General features: G+C 70.4%; 22 protein-coding genes and 1 tRNA gene. 14 read left to right on the top strand and 9 right to left on the bottom strand.

Annotated features, from left to right (window positions below; all coding sequences use genetic code 11):
- The first annotated feature begins 92 nt into the window (after positions 1–92).
- From IE140_RS13125 to IE140_RS13085, 9 genes are all read left to right on the top strand, one after another.
- Positions 93–1,031, top strand: coding sequence for a metallophosphoesterase (locus IE140_RS13125; RefSeq protein ID WP_093444252.1), 939 nt, complete (start codon positions 93–95; stop codon positions 1,029–1,031).
- 280 nt (positions 1,032–1,311) lie between these two features.
- Complete coding sequence (locus IE140_RS13120; RefSeq protein WP_189460386.1) at positions 1,312–2,058, top strand: Pr6Pr family membrane protein; 747 nt, start codon at positions 1,312–1,314, stop codon at positions 2,056–2,058.
- Positions 2,059–2,086: 28 nt separating this feature from the next.
- Positions 2,087–2,160 (top strand) — tRNA-Pro (locus IE140_RS13115).
- A 278-nt stretch (positions 2,161–2,438) separates the two neighbouring features.
- A complete protein-coding gene (locus IE140_RS13110; RefSeq protein WP_150196741.1) occupies positions 2,439–5,111 on the top strand; it encodes an ATP/GTP-binding protein in 2,673 nt (890 codons plus the stop codon).
- A 124-nt stretch (positions 5,112–5,235) separates the two neighbouring features.
- The gene (locus tag IE140_RS13105) at positions 5,236–6,129 is read left to right on the top strand and encodes a phosphorothioated DNA-binding restriction endonuclease (RefSeq protein ID WP_150196740.1); all 894 of its coding nucleotides are present in this window, start codon (positions 5,236–5,238) and stop codon (positions 6,127–6,129) included.
- Positions 6,130–6,193: 64 nt separating this feature from the next.
- Positions 6,194–6,472: a ribbon-helix-helix domain-containing protein gene (locus IE140_RS13100; RefSeq protein WP_109197217.1), complete on the top strand. Its 279-nt coding sequence runs from the start codon at positions 6,194–6,196 to the stop codon at positions 6,470–6,472.
- Positions 6,469–6,894, top strand: a complete 426-nt coding sequence (locus IE140_RS13095) for a PIN domain-containing protein (protein WP_150196739.1) — start codon at positions 6,469–6,471, stop codon at positions 6,892–6,894. The genes IE140_RS13100 and IE140_RS13095 overlap by 4 nt, the downstream gene beginning before the upstream one ends.
- Before the next feature lie 213 nt (positions 6,895–7,107).
- The gene (locus IE140_RS13090; RefSeq protein WP_150196738.1) at positions 7,108–7,344 is read left to right on the top strand and encodes a hypothetical protein; all 237 of its coding nucleotides are present in this window, start codon (positions 7,108–7,110) and stop codon (positions 7,342–7,344) included.
- Positions 7,345–7,371: 27 nt separating this feature from the next.
- Positions 7,372–7,944 (top strand): O-methyltransferase, encoded by a 573-nt coding sequence (locus IE140_RS13085; protein ID WP_109179488.1) that lies wholly within the window; start codon positions 7,372–7,374, stop codon positions 7,942–7,944.
- Here IE140_RS13085 and arsM read toward each other — a convergent pair.
- Positions 7,915–8,685 carry an arsenite methyltransferase gene (arsM, locus tag IE140_RS13080; RefSeq protein ID WP_150196737.1) on the bottom strand — a complete coding sequence of 257 codons (771 nt, stop codon included), beginning with the start codon at positions 8,683–8,685 and terminating at the stop codon, positions 7,915–7,917. The two genes, IE140_RS13085 and arsM, sit on opposite strands and share 30 nt — an antisense overlap.
- 90 nt (positions 8,686–8,775) lie before the next feature.
- On the opposite strand from arsM, the gene IE140_RS13075 reads away from it, so the two are divergent.
- Genes IE140_RS13075 through IE140_RS13065 form a run of 3 tightly spaced genes read left to right on the top strand, consistent with a single transcriptional unit; the run spans position 8,776 to position 10,668 of the window.
- Positions 8,776–9,159 (top strand): ArsR/SmtB family transcription factor, encoded by a 384-nt coding sequence (locus tag IE140_RS13075; protein WP_150196736.1) that lies wholly within the window; start codon positions 8,776–8,778, stop codon positions 9,157–9,159.
- Positions 9,156–10,265, top strand: coding sequence for an ACR3 family arsenite efflux transporter (arsB, locus tag IE140_RS13070; RefSeq protein ID WP_150196735.1), 1,110 nt, complete (start codon positions 9,156–9,158; stop codon positions 10,263–10,265). Before IE140_RS13075 ends, arsB begins: the two co-directional genes overlap by 4 nt.
- On the top strand, positions 10,258–10,668 hold the full coding sequence (locus tag IE140_RS13065; RefSeq protein ID WP_150196734.1) for an arsenate reductase ArsC: 411 nt from the start codon (positions 10,258–10,260) through the stop codon (positions 10,666–10,668). Before arsB ends, IE140_RS13065 begins: the two co-directional genes overlap by 8 nt.
- A gap of 14 nt (positions 10,669–10,682) precedes the next feature.
- On the opposite strand, the gene IE140_RS13060 is transcribed toward IE140_RS13065, so the two are convergent.
- The 3 genes from IE140_RS13060 to IE140_RS13050 all read right to left on the bottom strand — a co-directional run bounded on the left by IE140_RS13060 (position 10,683) and on the right by IE140_RS13050 (position 12,938).
- Positions 10,683–11,252: a hypothetical protein gene (locus IE140_RS13060; RefSeq protein ID WP_150196733.1), complete on the bottom strand. Its 570-nt coding sequence runs from the start codon at positions 11,250–11,252 to the stop codon at positions 10,683–10,685.
- A 305-nt stretch (positions 11,253–11,557) separates the two neighbouring features.
- Positions 11,558–12,124 carry a GNAT family N-acetyltransferase gene (locus tag IE140_RS13055; protein WP_150196732.1) on the bottom strand — a complete coding sequence of 189 codons (567 nt, stop codon included), beginning with the start codon at positions 12,122–12,124 and terminating at the stop codon, positions 11,558–11,560.
- A gap of 46 nt (positions 12,125–12,170) precedes the next feature.
- Positions 12,171–12,938: a DUF899 family protein gene (locus tag IE140_RS13050; RefSeq protein ID WP_150196731.1), complete on the bottom strand. Its 768-nt coding sequence runs from the start codon at positions 12,936–12,938 to the stop codon at positions 12,171–12,173.
- Positions 12,939–13,360: 422 nt separating this feature from the next.
- Between IE140_RS13050 and IE140_RS13045 the strand changes: the two genes are divergently transcribed.
- Positions 13,361–14,167 (top strand): SGNH/GDSL hydrolase family protein, encoded by an 807-nt coding sequence (locus IE140_RS13045; RefSeq protein WP_150196730.1) that lies wholly within the window; start codon positions 13,361–13,363, stop codon positions 14,165–14,167.
- Between the two features lie 50 nt (positions 14,168–14,217).
- Here IE140_RS13045 and IE140_RS13040 read toward each other — a convergent pair whose 3' ends face one another.
- The 5 genes from IE140_RS13040 to IE140_RS13020 form a co-directional block, all read right to left on the bottom strand.
- A complete protein-coding gene (locus IE140_RS13040; RefSeq protein ID WP_176741628.1) occupies positions 14,218–14,628 on the bottom strand; it encodes a nuclear transport factor 2 family protein in 411 nt (136 codons plus the stop codon).
- Positions 14,629–14,736: 108 nt separating this feature from the next.
- On the bottom strand, positions 14,737–15,570 hold the full coding sequence (locus tag IE140_RS13035; RefSeq protein WP_150196729.1) for a class I SAM-dependent methyltransferase: 834 nt from the start codon (positions 15,568–15,570) through the stop codon (positions 14,737–14,739).
- A gap of 52 nt (positions 15,571–15,622) precedes the next feature.
- A complete protein-coding gene (locus IE140_RS13030; protein WP_093435686.1) occupies positions 15,623–16,372 on the bottom strand; it encodes an ATP-binding cassette domain-containing protein in 750 nt (249 codons plus the stop codon).
- Positions 16,369–16,956, bottom strand: a complete 588-nt coding sequence (locus IE140_RS13025; RefSeq protein ID WP_150196728.1) for a hypothetical protein — start codon at positions 16,954–16,956, stop codon at positions 16,369–16,371. The genes IE140_RS13030 and IE140_RS13025 overlap by 4 nt, the downstream gene beginning before the upstream one ends.
- Positions 16,953–18,242 carry a DUF7224 domain-containing protein gene (locus IE140_RS13020; RefSeq protein ID WP_150196743.1) on the bottom strand — a complete coding sequence of 430 codons (1,290 nt, stop codon included), beginning with the start codon at positions 18,240–18,242 and terminating at the stop codon, positions 16,953–16,955. Before IE140_RS13020 ends, IE140_RS13025 begins: the two co-directional genes overlap by 4 nt.
- A gap of 341 nt (positions 18,243–18,583) precedes the next feature.
- Between IE140_RS13020 and IE140_RS13015 the strand changes: the two genes are divergently transcribed.
- On the top strand, positions 18,584–20,395 hold the full coding sequence (locus IE140_RS13015; protein ID WP_150196727.1) for a S9 family peptidase: 1,812 nt from the start codon (positions 18,584–18,586) through the stop codon (positions 20,393–20,395).
- Positions 20,396–20,425 lie beyond the last annotated feature (30 nt).

The raw sequence follows: 20,425 nt of genomic DNA, 5'->3' as shown, positions 1-20,425 counted from the left end.
TCCTCTCGCCTCCTCCTCGCCCTCCCTCTCGCCTCCCTCTCGCCTCCCTCTCGCCTTTTCTCCGGGCGTTCCGCTTCTGCGACGATGGGCGCATGCGCGCACGTTACGGAGTACCCCTGAAAGTCACGGCAGTCGGCGCGGCGGTCGGCGCTGCCGGACTGGCCTACGCCGCCGGATTCGAGGCCCGCTCGTTCCGCCTGCGACGGATCACCGTTCCCGTACTCCCGCACGGGGCGCGGCCGTTGCGCGTGCTTCAGGTCTCCGACATCCACATGGTGTGCGGTCAGCGCAAGAAGCGCGCCTGGCTCCAGTCGCTGGCGGGCCTGCGCCCCGACTTCGTGGTGAACACCGGCGACAACCTCTCCGACCCGGACGCGGTGCCCGAGCTGCTGGACGCGCTGGGCCCGCTGATGGAGTTCCCGGGCGTGTACGTCTTCGGCTCCAACGACTACTACGGCCCCAAGCTCCGCAACCCGGCCCGCTACCTCCTGGAGAAGGTCCAGGGCAAGCACGGCCTCAACGGCAACGCGCCCGCGGTCGGCGTCGTCCACAATCCGTGGGAGCCCATGCGCGACGCCTTCGACGAGGCGGGCTGGCTGGACCTGTCGAACACCCGGGGCCGGCTCAAGCTGGAGGGCATGGAGCTGGCGTTCACCGGCCTGGACGACCCGCACATCAAGCGGGACCGTTACGCCGAGGTCCAGGGCGGCCCGGAGTCCGGCGCCGACCTCTCGATCGGCGTCGTCCACGCCCCGTACCTGCGCTCCCTGGACGCCTTCACGGCCGACGGCTACCCCCTGATCCTCGCGGGCCACACGCACGGCGGCCAGCTGTGCATCCCGTTCTACGGGGCGCTGGTAACCAACTGCGACCTGGACACGGACCGGGTCAAGGGCCTGTCGAGCCACACGGTCGGCGACCAGCGCGCCTACCTCCACGTCTCCGCGGGCTGCGGCACCAACCGCTACACCCCGGTCCGCTTCGCCTGCCCGCCCGAGGCGACGCTGCTGACGCTGGCGCCGAAGGCCTGAGGGAGCGCGGGGGTGCCTGGGCGGCGCGGATAGAGGGACGCGACGGGCCGCGGACGCGAAGGGCCGCGCACGTCACGGGCTGCGGACGCGGTGGGCCCTGTAGTCACGGGCCGGGTATGTCACGGGCTGCGGACGGGGCGGGCCCTGCAGGTCACGGGCCGGGTACGTCACGGGCCGCGTACGCGAGGGCTGCGCACGTCACGGGGCCGCGGACGCGGCGTGTCTGCGGACGGCGGCCGACGAATCGCGGGGGTCTTCCCACCCCCTTACGGTACGAATCATGACCGCGCCCCGGACCGCCCTGCTCCCCCGCCCCCGGGCGGCAGAGGTGCTCCCGGCCCCCGCCGCTGCCCGCCGCCCCTGGACCACGGCCCTGCGCGCCCTGGCGTGCGGTGCGGCGACGGCGGGTCCGGCCATCACACTGGCGACCGGGTCCACCCCACCACCCCTGGTCCACTTCACGGTCCTGGCGAACCTGCTGGTCGCGGTGGCCTTCGGCTGGTCGGCGGTACGTTCCTGGCGAGGCGCGCCGCCGCTCCCGCCGTACCTGACGGGAGGGGTGCTCCTGCTCGCGGCGCTCACCGGCCTGATGCACCACCTGGTGCTGGTGAACTACACGGAGGCCCCGGCGCCCTCCTCCGCCTGGCCCCTGGCAGCAACCGCCCTGCTCCACACGGTGACCCCCTTGGCGGTCGCCGCGGACTGGCTCCTGCTGACCGCGCCGCGGACCCTGCGCCTGGCCCACATCCCGCTCTGGCTGACGGCCCCCGCGGCCTACCTGGCCCTGACCCTGACCCGCGGAGCCCTGCTCGCCCCCGGCTCCCCGGCCCGCTACCCGTACCCGTTCCTCGACGTCGACACGTACGGCTACACGGGCACCCTCACCCAGGCCCTTGCCCTCGGCCTCCTCTTCACCGCCCTGGCCACGCTGATCACCGCCGCGGACCACCTCCGGCCGAACGTGGCGGGGTGGATCCGGCACCGAAGAAACCGGATTTCGCCTCCGGCCGCCGGTGGGCTAAAGTAATCGATGTCGCCGGGAGTCCGGTGGACATCGGGGTGTAGCGCAGCTTGGCAGCGCGCTTCGTTCGGGACGAAGAGGTCGTGGGTTCAAATCCCGCCACCCCGACAGCTGAAACACCAGGTCAGGGGCCTGATCCGCATCGCGGGTCAGGCCCCTGCCGCATCTCTGGTGATCGTTAGTCCCGCGCCAGGTCCCAGAGTTTCCGGGCGCCCGGGGAGGGGATCACGTGGGTGTTACAGAGGGTGTGCCCGTTGGCGCGGCGGCAAGGCCATCCCCGAAGTGCAACGTGCCGGATGCGACCTGCACACGCTGCCTGAACGCGAGCTTGCCAGGCTGACTTCAAGGGAGCATAGATTGGCTCCAGTTGATTGTCAGGGGGAGCGGTGGCAGGGCGGGATCTTCGAACGCTGTTCAGCTCGAACGACCGGAGCATCGCCGCCAGTGAGGCGTTCACGAACCGGCAGGCCCAGTGGCAAGCGGTGACCGTCGGCCTCGCTGAGCACATACGGCACGTGACCCGTGCGGACTTCGATGTGGCGGACCTGGAGGCTCCCCGCCGCAACATCCTGGTGTTCCATGGTGTGGGCGGGATCGGCAAGTCCACGCTCTCCCGCAAGATCGAGGCGTCGCTCGCCAGCAGCGGGCACCGCCCCGTGCAGTGGGAATCACCGACCCACCCCGAGATGCGGACGCTGCCGGTCCGCATCGACCTCGCGCGCGCCGCGGGCATGGACTTCGAGCGTGTCATCCTCACCATCCGTCTTGCCGTCGCCGCGCTCGGGCGGCCGATGCCCGCCTTCGACCTCGCCTTGCGCCGCTACTGGGAGCACAACCACCCGGGCGACCCGATCGAGGACTACCTGCGCCGGGGCGGACTGCTGAGCCGCTTCAGCGCCGCTGCCGCCCTGCCTCAGCAGATTCAGTCGGCCCTCAGCGACGTGGCGCAAGCACTGCTCCTGCCCGGCACCGTCGGGGGTGCGCTCGGGCACGGGGCCGGAGCGCTCATCAAGGCGTTACGCGAGCGGCGCCAGTCCGTGCGCGCCCTCGCCGGCTGCTCCCGTCTGGCCGACCTCCTGGAAGCCGAGCCCGACCTGGAAGCCCTCAGCTTCTACCCGCACCTGCTTGCCTGGGACCTGGCCCGACTCACGGCCGGCAACAGCGCGCTACCCGTGATCCTGCTGGACACCTTCGAGGACACCGGCGACCGCACCCACCGCGACTTCGAGCGCCTGCTCCAGCGCATCGTGTGGCTGATGCCCAACGTGTTCTTCGTCGTCACCGGACGCAACCGCCTTCAGTGGGCGGAGACATGCCTGGAAGGGCAACTCGACTGGACCGGGCCGAACACTTGGCCCGGCCTCGTCTCCGACGCAGCACACAGCGGGTCAGGTGTATCCGGCCGCCAGACCCTGATCGGCGACTTCTCCCGTGAAGACTGCGAGGACTATCTGGCCCGCAGGCTCAGCCGCGACGGGCAGCCGCTGATCGACGAACCGGTCCGCCGGATCATCGCCGAGCGTTCCCACGGGCTGCCCCTGCACCTGGACCTGTCGGTCATGCGTTACCTGGAACTTCGACGCGGCGGCAGGCAGCCACAGGTCACCGACTTCGACCACGACTTCCCCGCGCTGATCGCCCGTACCCTCAGCGACCTGACCGCCGAGGAACGCGACGTACTCCGCTCGGTCAGCCTGCTCGACGCGTTCTCTGTTCCTCTGGCCACCGAGGTCGCCGGTATGAGCCACGATGCGCCCGCCCTACGGCTGACCGAGCGCCCCTTCATCCGGGAGTCCTCCTCCGGTGTGTGGCCCTTCCATGTCCACGACTTGATCCGCGCCGCCGTGCGCAACGCGGACGACGGCAGTGACGACCGCTGGTCGGACCAGGACTGGCAGCGCGCGGCCCAGCGCGCCTTCCCTGCCCTGGAATCCCAGTGGCGCCAGGACCTGCGACGCGACCGCGCCGTGCTGGTCGGCTGTCTCCAGCAAGGGCTGCTCCTTGCACGGGACTTCCGTCTCGATCTCGGCTGGCTCACCGATGCCGCGTTCCAGTACGTAGGGGACTCCATCTGGGAACCGCTGGCACTTCCCGCAGCCGATGCCAGGTCGTCGGACGGCCTGCAGACTGCGGCGGACGCCCTGGTGGAAACACTCAGCGCCATCGCCCGGCGCCAGCATGAACACCGTGAACGCACAGTCGTTCGACTATCTGCCGTCCTTGCATCGCGGCTGCTCCCGGATGACCTGGTTGAACTGGCCACGTACTACCTGGCGAAGGCCCAGCGGGACCTCGGCCTGACCGATGATTCGCGGCGCGGTATGCAGCGCGTCGCTGCCGCCGACGGTCGGCTCGCTTCCGCCGCTCGACGCGGCCTGGCACACCTGAGCCGACTCTCCGGAGATTTCCCGACGGCGGTGGAGGCCGCAGGGAGGCTGGGCTGGGAGGGGCGGCATCATCGGGTGCTGGGAGACGTGTGGTGGGTGCAGGGGGACATGGAGCGGGCGACCGCCGCCTACCTGGCGGCCAGGAGCGAGGCCGAAGAACACGGTGCGGTCGGTGAGACCGCCATGGTCCAGGCGCATCTCGCCTTCGCCGTCTCCTTCGCCGACCCGCTCCGCGCCGACGATGAACTCGAGCTGGTGGACCAGCTGCTGTCGCGCCTCAGCCTGCGCTCCAGCGAGATGACCGTTCGCATCGCCGCGCTCGTACGCGACGCCGGTTTCTCCGCGGACGTGCCCGACCGGGCGGCCGCGCTGCTCGCCGAGATCGGTGTCTCCGGTATTTCCTACGCCGCGGCGAAACTGCAACTGGCCCTGTGCTTCCACCACGCCGTTCTCGACGCCCAGGACGTCCTCGTCGACACGATCACCCGCCTGCGAGAACTCACGCAGAGCGGCGACTACGCCTACTACGTCGAGATCGCGTACTTCATGGCCGGCCTTCCGTTCCCCGAGCACACCGCACAAGCTCGGTGGATCAACGGAGAACGACAGACGCGCGAACGATGGCGGCACCTGGTTCAGACCCGTCGCAGTCGCCTCGGCACGACGTGTTAGGCCGCAACAGGCAACGTCGTACGAAGCCGGTGACCCCACGATGTCCGGGCGCCATCAGGAAGCCGATCCGCTCCCCATGCCCCCTCGAAACCACCGCACCCCAACGCCACTACGATCGCCGGTCATGGACTGGCTGGAGCGTGCCGCGAAGCTGAGGCAGTGGAGCAGAAGCGGGACCCGCGCTCCGCACAAGCCGCTGCTGTTCCTGTACGCACTCGGGTGTTTCCAGCGGGACGCCGACGGTGAACTGCGGTACAGCGCGGTGGAGGACGACCTCGGACGGCTGCTGGCCGAGTACGGTCCGCCCAAGAGAACGACGCCCGCCTACCCGTTCCACCATCTGGTGAGCGATGGCGTGTGGGAGGTGCGCACGGATCGCGGACCGGGCACCCCCGGCAGTGGCGTGCGGGAGCTGCGGGAGATCGGAGCCGCAGGGCGGCTGACGCCGGAACTACGGGCGGCGCTACGGCGCGAGCCGTCGTTGCTCGGCCGGATGGCACGGGTCCTGCTCGACCTGAACTTCCCTCCCTCGCTCCACGGCGATCTCTGTGAAGCCGTCGGTCTGGAGCTGGAGCCGACCGGGAGCGGACAGTTCTCGGCCGTGCGCGGGCGGCGGGATCCCCGGATGCGGGAGCAGGTCCTGACGGCATACGAGTACCGGTGCGCCTTCTGCGGCTACGACGGCAGGATCGGCGCGGTGCCGGTCGGGCTGGAGGCCGCGCATGTGCGCTGGTGGGCGTTGGACGGCCCTGACGACGTCGACAACGGCCTGTGCCTGTGCTCACTGCACCACAAGCTCTTCGACAAGGGTGTCCTCGGCATCGGTGACAGTCACCGCATCCTGGTCTCGCAACGCTTCGTCGGCCACAGCCCCGCCGCCCGCGAGCACGTCATAGCGCTCGTCGGCCGCCCGCTCATCGGACCTCAACCGGGTGCCAGTCCCGTTGCGGCGGTCCACCGCTCCTGGCACACCAGCCAGGTCTTCCACGGCAGCCCACGCCCCGCCCCGGCCGCCTGATCGCCGAGCGCCTGTCACGTGACCCGCTGGTATGGAGCGTGATACCGGGAGTGTGGTCTCTTGTATGGCGACGAAGAAGGTAACCGTGACGATTCCCGAGGACCTCCTGGACGAGATCCGCGCGGACGCGGCAGAGCGGGGCTTGTCGGCGTATGTCGCCGAGGCACTGCGTTTCAAGCGTGATCGGGACCGGCTCCTGGAACTGGTCGACTGGCTACAGGAAGAGCACGGCCCCATCACCGAGGACGAGCATGCGGCAGCGCTCGTCGAGCTGGACGAACTCGACGCCGAACACGAGCAGCGTCGAACCGCCGGAAAGCACCACGCTGGAGAGGCTGCGTGAAGAAGCGAGCCGCCGAGCACGGACAGCGACCCCGCCGCGTCTTCGTACTGGACTGCGAAGCCCTGTCCCTTGCGGTACGCGGCGACCGGAAGATGATCGCCTGGCTCGACCTCGCGGCACGCGGGGAGGCCGAAGTGGTGACGTCCCCGATGACACCGGTCGAGGCGTACGACGGCAGAACGACCGAGCAGCGCTGGGACTGGGTACTGTCCCGGCTCCAGGTCGTCGACATCGGGAAGGACGAGGCTCGTCAGGCGCGTCGACTTCTGACCGACGCCAAGTTGCACGGCCACAAGTACGCGATCGATGCCGTGCTCGCCGTCATCGCGCGACAGCAGAGGGGGCAGGTCACCGTCTTCGCCTCGGACGTCGACGACCTGGAGAAGCTGGTCCCGGACACGATGGTCGTCAAGAAGGTCTGACCCGACCCGCGCCCCTCCAGCCGCGGACGGCAAAGAGAGTGGCCGACTCGACTTCCTGGCACCGGTGGGCGCCGGAAAGGTAGTTGACCGATCCTCACTCGGGACGAAGAGGTCGTGGGTTCGAATTCCGCCGCCCCGACAGCTGAAACACCAGGTGCGGCACATAGGCGTTCTGGCCTTGACCCAACTGCTCCACGCTGATCGGCTGGGCACATGACCACCGATCCGAGCGAGTACGACAAGTCCATGCCGGCCGTTGCTGCGTACCTCGCCAAGGTCGAGCGGGCGGTTGATCGCACCCGCGCCTCATACGGCGGACGGCCGTACGCCGAAGTGCATCAGGCTCTCGTTGAAGCTCTGCAGGCCGAGGATGCCCAACGCGTCGTGCCGCAGGTCGTCGAGAGGTTTGCGCGACAGATCTCCGACACCGGCGATTCGGTCGACGGGTAACGTCATGCGCACGTCCAAGGGGGGTTCGTGATCATGACAGAGCGTGCCGTCCCGCCTCGTGTGGTGGCTGCCGAGCAGGTCGCCTCCGAGGCGGGGTTCAAGAAGAGCTGCGTTCCCGAGGTGGGCAGGCTGCTCGCGCTGGCCGCCGCCTCGAAGCCCTGCGGAGTCGTTGCGGAGAGCGGCACGGGCTCCGGCGTGGGTACCGCCTGGCTGCACAGTGGGCTCGGGGCGGGTGCCCGGCTCGTCACCGTGGAGCGTGACGAGGAGCTGGCCCGGCGCGCTGCTGGGGTGTTCGTGGGCGACGACCGGGTCAGCGTCCTTACCGGGGACTGGCGGCTGCTGGAGCGGCATGCCCCCTTCGATGTCTTCTTCTGCGACGGCGGAGGCAAGCGGGACGACCCCGAGAAGGTCGTTGAGCTGCTTGCCCCCGGCGGGCTTCTCCTTCTGGACGACTTCACCCCGTCGCCTCATTGGCCGCCTCGGTTCGAGGGTGAAGTGGATGAGCTCCGGCTCTTCTACCTCACCCATCCCGCCCTGGACGCCACCGAAGTGCTGACAACGCCTACCAGTTCAGTGGTTGTCGCGGCGCGCCGCACTTAGCTTCGTGGCGCGGACTGTGGCCGAGTGCATGCCGTCGGCCACCGCGTGGGTGGGGATGAGTTCGATGTCCGTGAAGCCGGCGGCCGCCAGTCCCTCGCGGTACTCGGTGAAGGACAGCGCGCCGGCGATGCAGCCCATGTGGTCTCCGCGCTCCGCCCGCTGGTCAGGGGTGAGCCGGTCGTCGGCCACGACGTCGGAGATGCCGATGCGGCCGCCGGGGGCCAGTACGCGGAACATCTCGGCGAAGACCGCGGGCTTGTCGGTGGACAGGTTGATGACGCAGTTCGAGATGACGACGTCGATGGTGTTCGCCGGGAGGGGGATCGCCTCGATGGTGCCCTTGAGGAACTCGACGTTCGTGGCGCCCGCCTTCTTCTGGTTGGCCAGGGCCAGGGCCAGCATCTCCTCGGTCATGTCCAGGCCGTACGCCTTGCCGGTGGGGCCGACGCGGCGGGCGGAGAGGAGTACGTCGATGCCGCCCCCGGAGCCGAGGTCGAGGACCCGATCGCCTTCGTGGAGGTCGGCGACCGCGGTGGGGTTGCCGCAGCCGAGGGAGGCGGCGACGGCCTCGGCGGGGAGGGCGTCGCGTTCGTCGGCGGCGTAGAGGGTCGAGCCGAAGGTGGCGTCGGCCTCGATGGGCTGCGGGCCGCAACAGGCCGTGCCGCCTTCGGTGACCTGGACGGCAGCGGCGGCGTAGCGCTCGCGCACGGTCTCGCGCAGGTCGGTGGAGTGGTCACTCATGGCAATGCCTCCGGGGCGATGGGGACCGGCTGTTTTGACGTTCCTCTATGCAAGCTTGCTTCCTGTATCGAAGTTCGTCAACATAGACGTATGTCGAAACAAGAGCTGGTCGTGCTCGGCCAGGACGAGAGCGGCTGCTGCCCCCCCCTGCTGGCCGCGCCTCTCGACGAGGAGCAGGCCGTCGAGCTGGCCAAGGTGTTCAAGGCGCTCGGCGACCCCGTGCGGCTGCGGCTGCTGTCGATGATCGCTTCGCGTGAAGGTGGCGAGATCTGTGTCTGTGATCTCACCCCGGCGTTCGATCTGTCCCAGCCGACCATCTCCCACCACCTCAAGCTGCTGCGGCAGGCCGGGCTCATCGACTGCGAGCGGCGCGGCACGTGGGTGTACTACTGGCTGCTGCCGGGGACCGTCGACAAGCTCGCCGGGGTTCTCACCCGGCCCGGACAGCCCGCCGCCTCGGAGGGCTCGCCTTGAGGGGGCACGTCGCCGCTCCCGTCGCGGCTCGGCTGTCCTTCGTGGACCGTTACCTGGCGGTGTGGATCCTGGTGGCCATGGCCGCCGGTCTCGGTCTGGGGCGGCTCGTTCCCGGGCTCGGCGACGCCCTGGCGAAGGTCACCGTCACCGGCGTCTCGCTGCCGATCGCTCTCGGGCTGCTCGTGATGATGTACCCGGTGCTGGCCAAGGTCCGCTACGACCGCCTGGGCACCGTCACCGGCGACCGCCGGCTCCTCGTTCCCTCGCTGGTGCTGAACTGGGTGCTCGGACCGGCGCTGATGTTCGCCCTGGCCTGGATCTTCCTGCCGGGCCTGCCGGAGTTCCGCACCGGCCTGATCATCGTCGGGCTCGCCCGCTGCATCGCCATGGTCATCATCTGGAACGACCTCGCCTGCGGTGACCGCGAGGCCGCCGCCGTCCTGGTCGCCCTCAACTCCGTCTTCCAGGTCCTCGCCTTCGGCCTGCTCGGCTGGTTCTACCTGTCCGTACTGCCGGGGTGGCTCGGCCTGGAGCAGACCGTGCTGGACGTGTCGGTGTGGGAGATCGCCCGCAGCGTTCTGATCTTTCTCGGCGTCCCGCTGGCCGTCGGCTTTCTGACCCGCCTGCTCGGCGAGAGAGCGAAAGGCCGCATCTGGTACGAGACGAAACTGCTCCCGCGCATCGGGCCGTTCGCCCTGTACGGACTGCTCTTCACCATCGTCGTGCTCTTCGCCCTCCAGGGTGACGCCATCACTTCCCGGCCCTTCGACGTCGTCCGGATCGCGCTGCCGCTCCTGGTGTACTTCGCGCTCATGTGGGCCGGGTCCATGGCTCTGGGCAAGGCTGTCGGGCTGGGTTACCCGAAGGCGACGACGCTCGCGTTCACGGCCGCGGGCAACAACTTCGAGTTGGCCATCGCGGTCTCCATCGCCACCTTCGGCGCCACCAGCGGACAGGCCCTCGCCGGAGTCGTCGGCCCCCTCATCGAGGTGCCCGTCCTCATCGGCCTCGTGTACGTGGCGCTCGCCGCCCGCCGCTTCTTCCCCGACCCCGGCGCCTCTGCCGCGTCACCCGCCGCCGCCCCGGAAGGCCCCGCCCATGTCTGACACCGCCAAGCCCTCGGTCCTGTTCGTCTGCGTCCACAACGCCGGGCGCTCCCAGATGGCCGCCGGATTCCTCGCCCATCTCGCCGGTGACCGTGTCCTCGTGCAATCCGCCGGGTCCCTGCCTGCCGACCAGGTCAACCCGGCCGCCGTCGCCGCCATGGCCGAAGTCGGCATCGATATCGCCTCCGCCGCACCCAGGGTCCTCACCGCCGAGGCCGTCCAGGCCTCCGACTACGTGATCACCATGGGGTGCGGTGACGCCTGCCCGGTCTTCCCCGGCAGGACGTACCTCGACTGGCAGCTCGACGATCCGGCGGGCAAGGGTGTCGACGCCGTCCGTCCGATCCGCGACGAGATCCGGCGGCGCGTCGAGGCCCTGCTGGCCGGGATCGCCCCGCGGTAGAGCCGGATCGCTCGCTACACCGCGCGGGCCAACACCGCGACAGCGCTGAGGTAGCAGCAGATACCGAGCACCGTGGCCAGCCAGCTCAGCACCGTGTGACGGGCTGTTCCGTCGCGGGTCATGCCCAGGTAGGCGGCCGCGGCGCCGCTGACACGCGGCGGACCACCCTGCGGCGCTCTCCGGTCCAGTGCGCGACGTACGCGCCGAACGTCGGTCTGCTCTCTCAGCCCGAGCAGCACGCCGTTGCCGTCACGTACCAGAACGATCCGGTCCGAGACTCCGCCTCGGGAAAAGCTCGTCAGCAGCAGGACACTCTCGATCTGCGCCAGGTCGACGGTACGAAGGCCCGTGGGGGTCCGTGCCGTCAGCAGACTGCCGCTGGTCTGACCTCGATTCCGGCCCGTGGGCATCTCGCTGATCAGCACGAACCCGACGAGAGCGGCCAACCCGGTGCCGACGAGCAGCACTCCGGGATGCAGTCCGACCACCGTCGACACGGCGAGCCCGGCAAAGGGCAGAGCCAGGAGGCCGACGATCCAGGCAGTGCCGAGGCGCGTCCGACGACGGCCGAGGGCCGCGTCCACCGCCGGATGCTTCTGCTGCCGTGGCATACCGGGTCAGCCTCTGTCGACGCGCGCGGAAGGGGCCGACCTCCGCCGACCGAGGGCCGCACTGACCGGACCCGAGGATTCCTCCAGGATGAACGTCACCGTCCCCACCCCCGGCTGATTGATCGGCAAGTGGTTCTTGCCCCGTGCAACCTATGCACAGAGGTTCGGTTTGCCAACATCACATGCTTGAACTTTGACCAATGGGGGAGTTGCGCGTGCGAGAGGGGCACCCTGGCAGAGGCCCCGGCAGGCCCCGCATCCGGCCGCGCAGGGCCGCCTCAGCGGCAGGGCTTGCTCAGGTAGAGCGCGTACTCGCCCGCCGAGGCCGTGAACTCGTAGAGCGAGGTGTCCAGGCCGCAGAGCGAGAAGCCCATCCGGCGGTACGCGTGGATCGCGGGGGCGTTGATGTTGGTGACCTCCAGCCAGATGTGGCCCGCGCCGCGCTCCCGGGCGAACTCCTCCGCCCGGGACATCAGCGCCCTGCCGACGCCTCGGCCCCGGTGCCCGGGGGCGACCTCGATGTCCTCGATCGTGAGGCGGCGGTTCCACCGTGCGTACGTGACCGAGACGAAGCCTGCCAGGGAGCCGTCGGGGGCTACGGCAAGGAAGGTGGGGTTCCCCTCCTTCGCCCCGTCCTCCTCGGCCTCATCGTCGTCCTCGTCCTCCGGGAACACCTTGGTCAGCGGCGGGTCCACCGAGGTCTCCCGCAGAGTGAAGCCGTTCTCGGCCATCTCCACCCGGAAGACCGTGGCCGTGGTGAAAGAACCGTCCAGCGCTTCGACCAGCCCGGTGTCCTCGGGGGTGGCGGTGCGGATCTCGTACGTCGTGTCATCGGCCGGGGGCATGGCACGAGACTACGGCGAGGTGAGCCGGCGTCAGCAGGCCGCCTCTTCAGGAGCCGGGCGTCAGGTCGTCCGAGCGGCCCGCCTCGATGCGCGACCACTGCGGAATCGGGCGGCCGTTGGTGCGCATGGGGTGCTCCGGGGGCGCGTCCATGGTCTGCGGCCAGCCGGAGGGCGAGTCCTCCCAGAGTTCCTGGCGGCCGTACACGGTCAGGTCCATCAGGGCGTAGTCGTAGTCCATCACCTCCACCCCGCGCAGCGTCGTCCAGTACGTCTCGTAGACCCGGTCGCCCTCGCGCAGGTAGCAGACGATGTGCATGCTGCCGACCTGGCGTCCGGTCAGCAGCTCGTCGTTCGACGGGAGTGCGGAGTACCAGGGCATCTCCCAGCCCATGAAGTCCCGGTAGCGACGGCTCTCCTCGTACGGGCCCTGGCAGAAGACCGCGTAGGTGATGTCGCGGGAGTGCAGGAACTCCAGCTCCCGCACCTGGTTGGTGACCCAGGTGCAGCCCTCGCACTGGTCGGCCGACTCGTGGCCGTCGTGCCACATGAAGTAGTACGCGATCAGCTGCCGGCGTCCTTCGAACGCGTCGAGCAGGGTCACCGGGCCGTCCGGGCCGGTGAGTTCGAGGCCGGCGTCCACCTCGACCATCGGCAGTCGGCGGCGGGCCGCCGCGATCGCGTCGCCCTCTCTGGTGTGTGCCTTCTCGCGGAGCCGCAAGGCGCCCAGTTCGGCCTCGAAGGCGGCACGGTCGGCCACCGGCGGCCGGGCCGGTGCGCGGTCGGGGTCCGGCGTGCTGCTGTCGTGCTCGGTCACGGTCGTGTCCCGTCGTCGTACGTCGTCGCGCGCCCCCCGCCGGCCGGAGGTCGGCTCCGTCCGCGGGCACGCGAGTTTCCCAGGAGCGCCCGGGCCGATCCAGCTCCCCGCCCGGCGAGCCGGGTTACCCGGAGACCGACCGTACTCCGGAGGCTGAACCTCAGCACCCCCGTACGCGCCCGGCGTTGAGCCGTCCGGATGAACTCACCGGTCTCACGAGGGTTCGCCGGGGCACACGGGATTCCCCCGAACTTAGCTACCCCGTCACCGAGTTGAGGTTTATCTACGCGCGGAGCACGACCCACCGAACGATCATTCGGGCATATCAGACGACTTCTCGCACGGCCATTACCGACGGGTACCGAGAGCTGCTAGAAACTGCCCATCCCCACATCCCCCCACGCTTCGAAGGGCTGGCAGCCATGTCAGTACGAAGAATTTGGGCATCTCTCTCCACTCTCGCGATCGCCGCCGTGGCGGCCATCGGTGTCGCCGGTCCGGCCTCCGCGGCCGACTCGGCCGCCGCAGGCGGCTATGTCGCGCTCGGCGACTCCTACTCCTCGGGCGTCGGCGCCGGAAGCTACATCTCCGACAGCGGCGACTGCCGGCGCAGCACCGCCGCCTACCCCTACCTGTGGCAGGCGGCCAACTCCCCCGCCTCGTTCGACTTCGTCGCCTGCTCGGGGGCGACGACCTCGTCCGTGGCGAGCAGCCAGCTCGGCGTGCTCAGCGCGTCCACGTCGCTGGTCAGCGTCACCGCCGGAGGCAATGACGTCGGGTTCGCCGACGTCATGCAGGACTGCGTCCTCGGCAGCGAGGCCACCTGTCTCGCCGGCGTGGACGCGGCCGTCGGGCAGATGAACAGCACTCTTCCCGGCAGCCTGGATTCGCTCTACGACGGCATCCGGGCCCGCGCCCCGCAGGCCCAGGTCGTGGTCCTCGGCTACCCCCGCTTCTACCAGCTGTCCGGCAGCTGCATCGCCGGGCTCAGCGAGGCCGAACGGGCCGCGATCAACAACGCGTCGAACGTGCTGAACGACGTCATCGCCAAGCGGTCCGCCGACGCCGGGTTCACCTTCTCCAGCGTGGTGGACGAGTTCACCGGACACGAGCTGTGCTCGGGCGACGCCTGGCTCCACAGCGTCACCCTCCCGGTCTACAACTCCTACCACCCCAAGGCCGCAGGGCAGTCGGGCGGCTACCTGCCCGCCTTCCGCTCGGCGGTGTAGGACCTCAGGGGGAAACGGCGGTTCACCGGGCGACCGGTGGACCGCCGTTCTCAGTAGCGCTCGACCAGGTGCTCCCGGCCGGCCGGAGGCTCGTACGACTCGGGCCAGAAGTCGGTCACCCCGGTGATCAGACCCGCCTCGTCGAACGTGAAGAAGTGGATGGCGTCCAACTCCTCGTCCGGCTCGCCCTCCTGCTCCCCCGTCACCGTGAACCCGGTCCGGGCCGCGGCCTGCCGGCCCTCGGCGTCGGCGACGATCCGCTCGACCCGGACGTGCCAGTCGCCCGGATACTCCTCGTTGAACCGGAGATACCGCTCCTTGCCGCGGATCCGCTCGCGCGTCTGCGGCAGTTCGTACACCACGTCCTCGGCGAGGGTCGCCCCGAACGCGCCCCAGTCGCGCGCCTCGGCCGCCGCCCAGTACGTCTCCACCGCCCCGCGCAGCGCTGCCGTCGTCGTCATCCCCGTAACGCTGTTTCCGCTCTTGTCGGTCATGGAGAAGAGTGTGGGCCCCACCACTGACAATCGGCCGGAGAAGCCCCGCGGTGCCGCTCCCACCTGCGGTTGTCTCTACCGCTCCGCCGGGCGCGACGCCTTGATCGAGTACATCAGCGGGATCCTCGGGCGGCCCGCCGCGAAGCGGTAGTGGCCGTCCGCGTGGCGCTCCAGCGTGTCGAACCGTTGGACGAGCGAGACATCGTGCTCGTGGAGGAACTCGATCCGGAGCCCCGCCGCGGCGAGCGCCGTCACCACCCGGCCCACCGGGTGCTGCCACTCGACGCTGCGGTTGTGCACGGTCGCCGCGTCGAGGTCGGCGTACGTGCCCGGCGTCTCGTCGACCCAGGCGTCCCGGCTGAAGTAGTCGTCGGTGACCACCGAACCGGTCGTGTCCATCGAGTCGGTCAGCGGGTGGAACTCCGCCAGGTAGAGGAACCCGCCGGGCGCGACCAGTGACGCCGCGGTCTCGGCCCAGCGGTCGATGTCGGGCAGCCAGCCGAGCGCGCCGATGCCCGTGTAGACGATGTCGTACGCGGAGTCGGGGACGGCGGCCGGGGCGTCGTACACGTCGGCCACGACGAACGCCGCCCGGTCCGGGCCGAGACCCAGCGAACCGGCCAGGCTCCGGGCGGTCTCGACGGCGGGCTCGGAGAAGTCGAGGCCCACGACCTGCGCGGCGCCGTGCCGGGCCCAGGACAGGGTGTCCTGGCCGAAGTGGCACTGGAGGTGCAGCAGGGTCTTGCCGGTGACGTCACCGACCTCGGCCAGCTCGAAGGCGCGCAGCACGTCCTTGCCCGCCAGGAACGCGTCCAGCTCGTAGAAGTCGCTCGCCACGTGGATCGGCACGCGTTCGTCCCAGCGCGCGCGGTTGGTCTCGTGCCAGTCGTCCGGAGTCGGGGAGTACATGCCCGGGAAGCTACCGACGGTCCTGGCGGGGGCGCGAGTGGTTATTCGCGGGCTACTCGGCGCCCTCGAGCCCCATGAGGACGGAGTAGGCGGACTCGGCCTGCCGGCCGGGGGCGGCGTCGGTCCGTGCGTGCTCCAGGAAGGTCGCGGTCGCTCCGTGGTGGAGTATGCGGCCGCCGTTCATGAGGGAGACGGTGTTCGCCTCGTCCGCCAGGTCGGCGATGTCGTGGGTGGACATCAGCACCGGGATCCGTTCGGTGACCTTCCGCAGGACGTCACGGAACACGGTCCGCTGGTGCGGGTCGAGGCCGGCGGTGGGCTCGTCGAGGAGGATCACCCGCGCGTCGTGGGCGAGGGCGCAGGCGATGCCGACCCGGCGGAGCTGGCCGCCGGAGAGTCTGGCCGTCTTCCGGCCGCTCTCCTCGGCGAGGCCCACCTGTCCGAGGGCCGTGCCCGCGCGTTCCCACGCCCCGGTACGGTCCTCGCCCTTCAGCCAGGCCACGTACGCCACGTACTCACGGGCGGTCAGCTGCCGTGACGTCGGCACCTTCTGCGGCAGCCACGCCACGTTGCGGCGGTACTCACGTGCGGCGGAGGTGAGGCCGGAGCCCTTGAGCCGGACCTTGCCCGCCCCGGGTGCCACCGTGCCGGCCAGGAGGGACATCGTGGTCGACTTGCCCGCCCCGTTGGGGCCGAGCAGGATCGTCAGGCCCTCGTCGGGGACGTCGTAGCTGAAGCCGGAGAGCACCGGGCGTTCCCAGCGGCGGTGGCGAAACGTGACGCGGTCCAGTTGCAGGCTCATCGGTCGGTCCTTGGTGCGAGGCAGATGAAGACGAGAATCCCGGCCAGGAAGACGGCGAGAGCCCCCACGGCGGCGTGGGTGACGTCGGCCGCCTCGGTGACGATCACCCAGGGGTAGGGATCGTCACGGCTCCGGCCGCCGAGGAACATCGACTGGATCAGCCAGAAGACGGGGACCAGTGGAGCGCGGTGCCCCAGCAGGGGCCAGGCGGCCAGGGCCAGTCCGCAGAAGAGAAGGTTGTTGCGCGCGGCCACCAGCAGGGCGTCCGACCCCACGAAGGACATCCCCGCGGCCACCACGGACACCAGGAGCGCGAAGCCGGACACCAGAACGATGTCCCGTGCGTCGACGCGCCGGACGGCGGAGCGTTCCACCGGGGGCATCCGCCGCTCCAGGCAGGCGATCAGCGCGATGCCGGGGACGACGGCGACGAAGGTGCTGAGCTCCGTCATCATCGCGAAGTTCCCCAGGAACGAGGGGAAGACGACGGACACCCCGCTCGTCGAACCGATGCCCACGACGAAGGCGAGCAGCGCACCGGGCAGCAGTCCGAAAGCACCCCGCTGGCGGAGCCACCAGGTCATGACCGGCCACCGGCCGGGCAGGCGGATGTGAGCTTCCGGTCGTACCACTTCTTCTGTTCCGGCAGGGGCAGCTCGGCCACCGAGGCCGTCTCGGACAGCAGCTGTTCCCTGGTCTGGCCCTGGCTGAACTTCTGGGTCTCCCGTGAGAGCCACGTCATGTAGTGGCTCTCCACCCCGAGCGTCCGGGCCGCCCAGAGGGTGTTGAAGTGCAGGACGTTCCAGTCCGGTTCCGCGCAGGGCGTGCCGACCACGGAGATGGCGATGTTCTCCCGGAGGACCTGGTCCTTGGTGCCCGGTGCCAGGGCGAGGGTCCAGCCCGCTCCGTCGGTGTCGATCCGCCGGACATCCGCCACGGAGAGGTCGGTGATCCGCTCGGGCTTCCGCGCGACGATGCCCCGGGCCTCCAGCCGGTCGGTCATCCGCCGGAGTTCGTCCTGGACCTCACCGATGTGATCGGCTCCGGCCTCCGGCAGGCAGACCTCGGGCGCGGCCCCTTCGCAGACGACCGGGGCCAGCCCCTTGGCGGTCGGCGGCATCGAGCGCCAGTCGGCGGTGATGCCGTAGGCGCCGAGCAGGCCGCCGACGGCCAGGACGAGGGAGAGCGCGATGTGGCGGACCGGGTCGCGGCGCAGGGGCGCCAGTGCGACGCAGGCGAGCGCCAGACCGACCGTGGGCAGGATCGCCGCCACGGTCATGGCGGGCGAGTACGCCTCACCGAACCCCACCCAGTCGATCGCCCCGGTGACGTGGTGCGCCCAGTACTTGTCCGTGCCGAGCGGGAAGGTGATGCCGACGAACACCACCACCGCCACCAGCGGCGCGGAGTACAGCGCATGGAGGTGCCGGCCGACGACGAACCCGATGACCGCGTGGGCGGTGATCAGGACCACCACGATGGCCAGGAGCTGGAGCGTGTACAGGTCGGGAAGGACACCGACCACCCACAGGCCGCCGGCCATGACTCCGGCGGTCAGCGTCGAGAGGCAGGCCACCGTGGTGAGGACGGGTTGCAGCGCGATGCGCCAGGTGGGCCGGACCGAGCCCAGCTGCCAGGCGCCCAGCGCCTTGAGCCGGGTGGCCTCCACAGCGGTGAGCCCGGCCGCGGCGGCCGCCGCCATCGGCACGAGGGCGTGCGCCGCGTAGGACGCGGCCTGTGCGGCCCAGGGCAGGTCGATGAGCTGCTCGATGCGCCGGGTGCTGGTCAGGAAGACGTAGAAGAAGAAGGCCCCGATGAAGGGCGTGGCCGGCACAGCCGGGTGGGTGCGGAGGGAGGTGAAAAGTCGTATATGGCTTCCCGCCACGGGAATCCCCTCCCTCGGCTTCCCGGTCACCGAGACCCCCTCGAACGGAAAACCCGAAAAGTCGCCGAACATTAGCACTGGCCGGCGGGGTTCGGAGGCCCCGGGAGACAACGGATGCCCGGTTCATCCGCCCTTGCTCTGATCCATCACGCCGTCAGCGAAATGAGAGGAACCGGGCCCCGGCGACGGCCGTTCCGATCCCGTTCCGCATCCCTTTCCGTATCCCTTTCCGTTCCCGCATCCGTTCCGTATCCGTTCCGTATCCCGTCCCGCACCCGTTCCGTATCCCGTTCGGGGCAGGCCGGGCGATCGGGTTGGATGGGGACATGACGACTGATGCAGCAGCCGCGCCCGACTGGGAGAAGCGGTTCCGTGCGCCCCGTGTCTCGCTGCCCGACTGGGCCGAGGACGCCCCCGACCGCTCGCTGTTCGTTTCCAACGCCACCGGGACCTACGAGCTCTACGCGTGGGACCGGGCGAGCGGGCGGCAGCGCCAGGTGACCGACCGGCCCAACGGGACCACCGACGGGGTGCTGACGCCGGACGGCGAGGCCGTCTGGTGGTTCAGCGACACCGACGGCGACGAGTTCGGGGTGTGGATGCGCCAGCCGTTCGGCGGCGGCGAGGACGAGCCGGCCGCGCCGGGCCTCGCGCCCTCCTACCCGGCGGGCCTGGCCATCGGACGGGACGGTTCGGCGGTGATCGGCCGCTCGACCGACGAGGACGGCACGACGGTCCACCTGGTGCGGGCGCCGGGCGCCGAGCCCGTGGAGATCTACCGGCACCGGGAGTCCGCGGGCGTCGGGGACCTCTCCCGCGACGGGACGCTGATCGCCCTGGAGCACACCGAGCACGGCGACGCGATGCACTCCGCCCTGCGCGTGGTGCGCCCGGACGGTTCGACCGTGGCCGAGCTGGACGACACCGAGGGCGGCACGAAGGAGCTGGGGCTCAGCGTGCTGGGCTTCGCGCCCGTCGCCGGGGACACCCGGCTCCTCGTCGGACACCAGCGGCGGGGCCGCTGGGAGCCGATGATCTGGGACCCGGTCGCGGGCACGGAGACCCCGCTGCCGATCGACCTGCCGGGCGATGTGGGCGCCGAGTGGTATCCGGACGGCTCCGCGCTGCTCGTCGAGCACGAATTCGAGGCCCGCAGCGAGCTGTGGCGGTACGAGCCGGGGGCGGACGCGCCCGTGCGCGTGGAGACCCCCGCCGGGACGGTCTCGGGCGCCACGGCCCGGCCGGACGGGACGGTGGAGTACCTGTGGTCCTCGGCCGCGCAGCCGCCCGTGGTGCGGTCGACGAGCGGTGCCGTGGTCCTGGACCCGCCGGGCGCGAAGGCCCCGCCGTCGGTGGCCGTCGAGGACGCGTGGGTGGAGGGGCCGGGCGGCCGGATCCACGCCCTCGTCCAGAAGCCCGCCACCGGCGAGGGCCCCTTCCCCACCGTCTTCGAGATCCACGGCGGGCCCACCTGGCACGACAGCGACGCCTTCGCCTCCGGCCCCGCCGCCTGGGTCGACCACGGCTTCGCCGTCGTACGGGTCAACTACCGCGGCTCCACCGGATACGGCCGCGCCTGGACGGACGCGCTGAAGCACCGGGTCGGCCTGATCGAGCTGGAGGACATCGCGGCCGTACGGGAGTGGTCCGTGAAGTCCGGGCTCGCGGACCCGGAGCGCCTGGTCCTCGCGGGCGGGTCCTGGGGCGGCTATCTGACCCTGCTCGGCCTCGGCACCCAGCCCGACGCCTGGGCGCTGGGCCTGGCCGCCGTCCCCGTCGCGGACTACGTCACGGCGTACCACGACGAGATGGAGGCCCTGAAGGCGATGGACCGCACGCTGCTGGGCGGTACGCCGGAGGAGGTTCCCGAGCGCTTCGAGGCCTCGTCCCCGCTGACGTACGTCGACGCGGTGCGCGCCCCCGTGTACATCTCGGCGGGCGTCAACGATCCGCGCTGCCCCATCCGTCAGGTGGAGAACTACGTGGACCGGCTGGCGGCGCGCGGCGCGGTCCACGAGGTCTACCGCTACGACGCCGGGCACGGCTCGCTCGTGGTGGAGGAGCGGATCAAGCAGGTGCGGCTGGAGCTGGAGTTCGCCCTGAAGCACCTGGGCGGCGGTCCCGTCCAAGGGGCGTAAGGGCCGGATAAATTACGGACCCCGCCCCGG

Source organism: Streptomyces parvus, from assembly GCF_014648875.1.
Lineage (GTDB): Bacteria > Actinomycetota > Actinomycetes > Streptomycetales > Streptomycetaceae > Streptomyces > Streptomyces parvus.
This window is presented reverse-complemented; position numbering and strand designations above follow the sequence as displayed.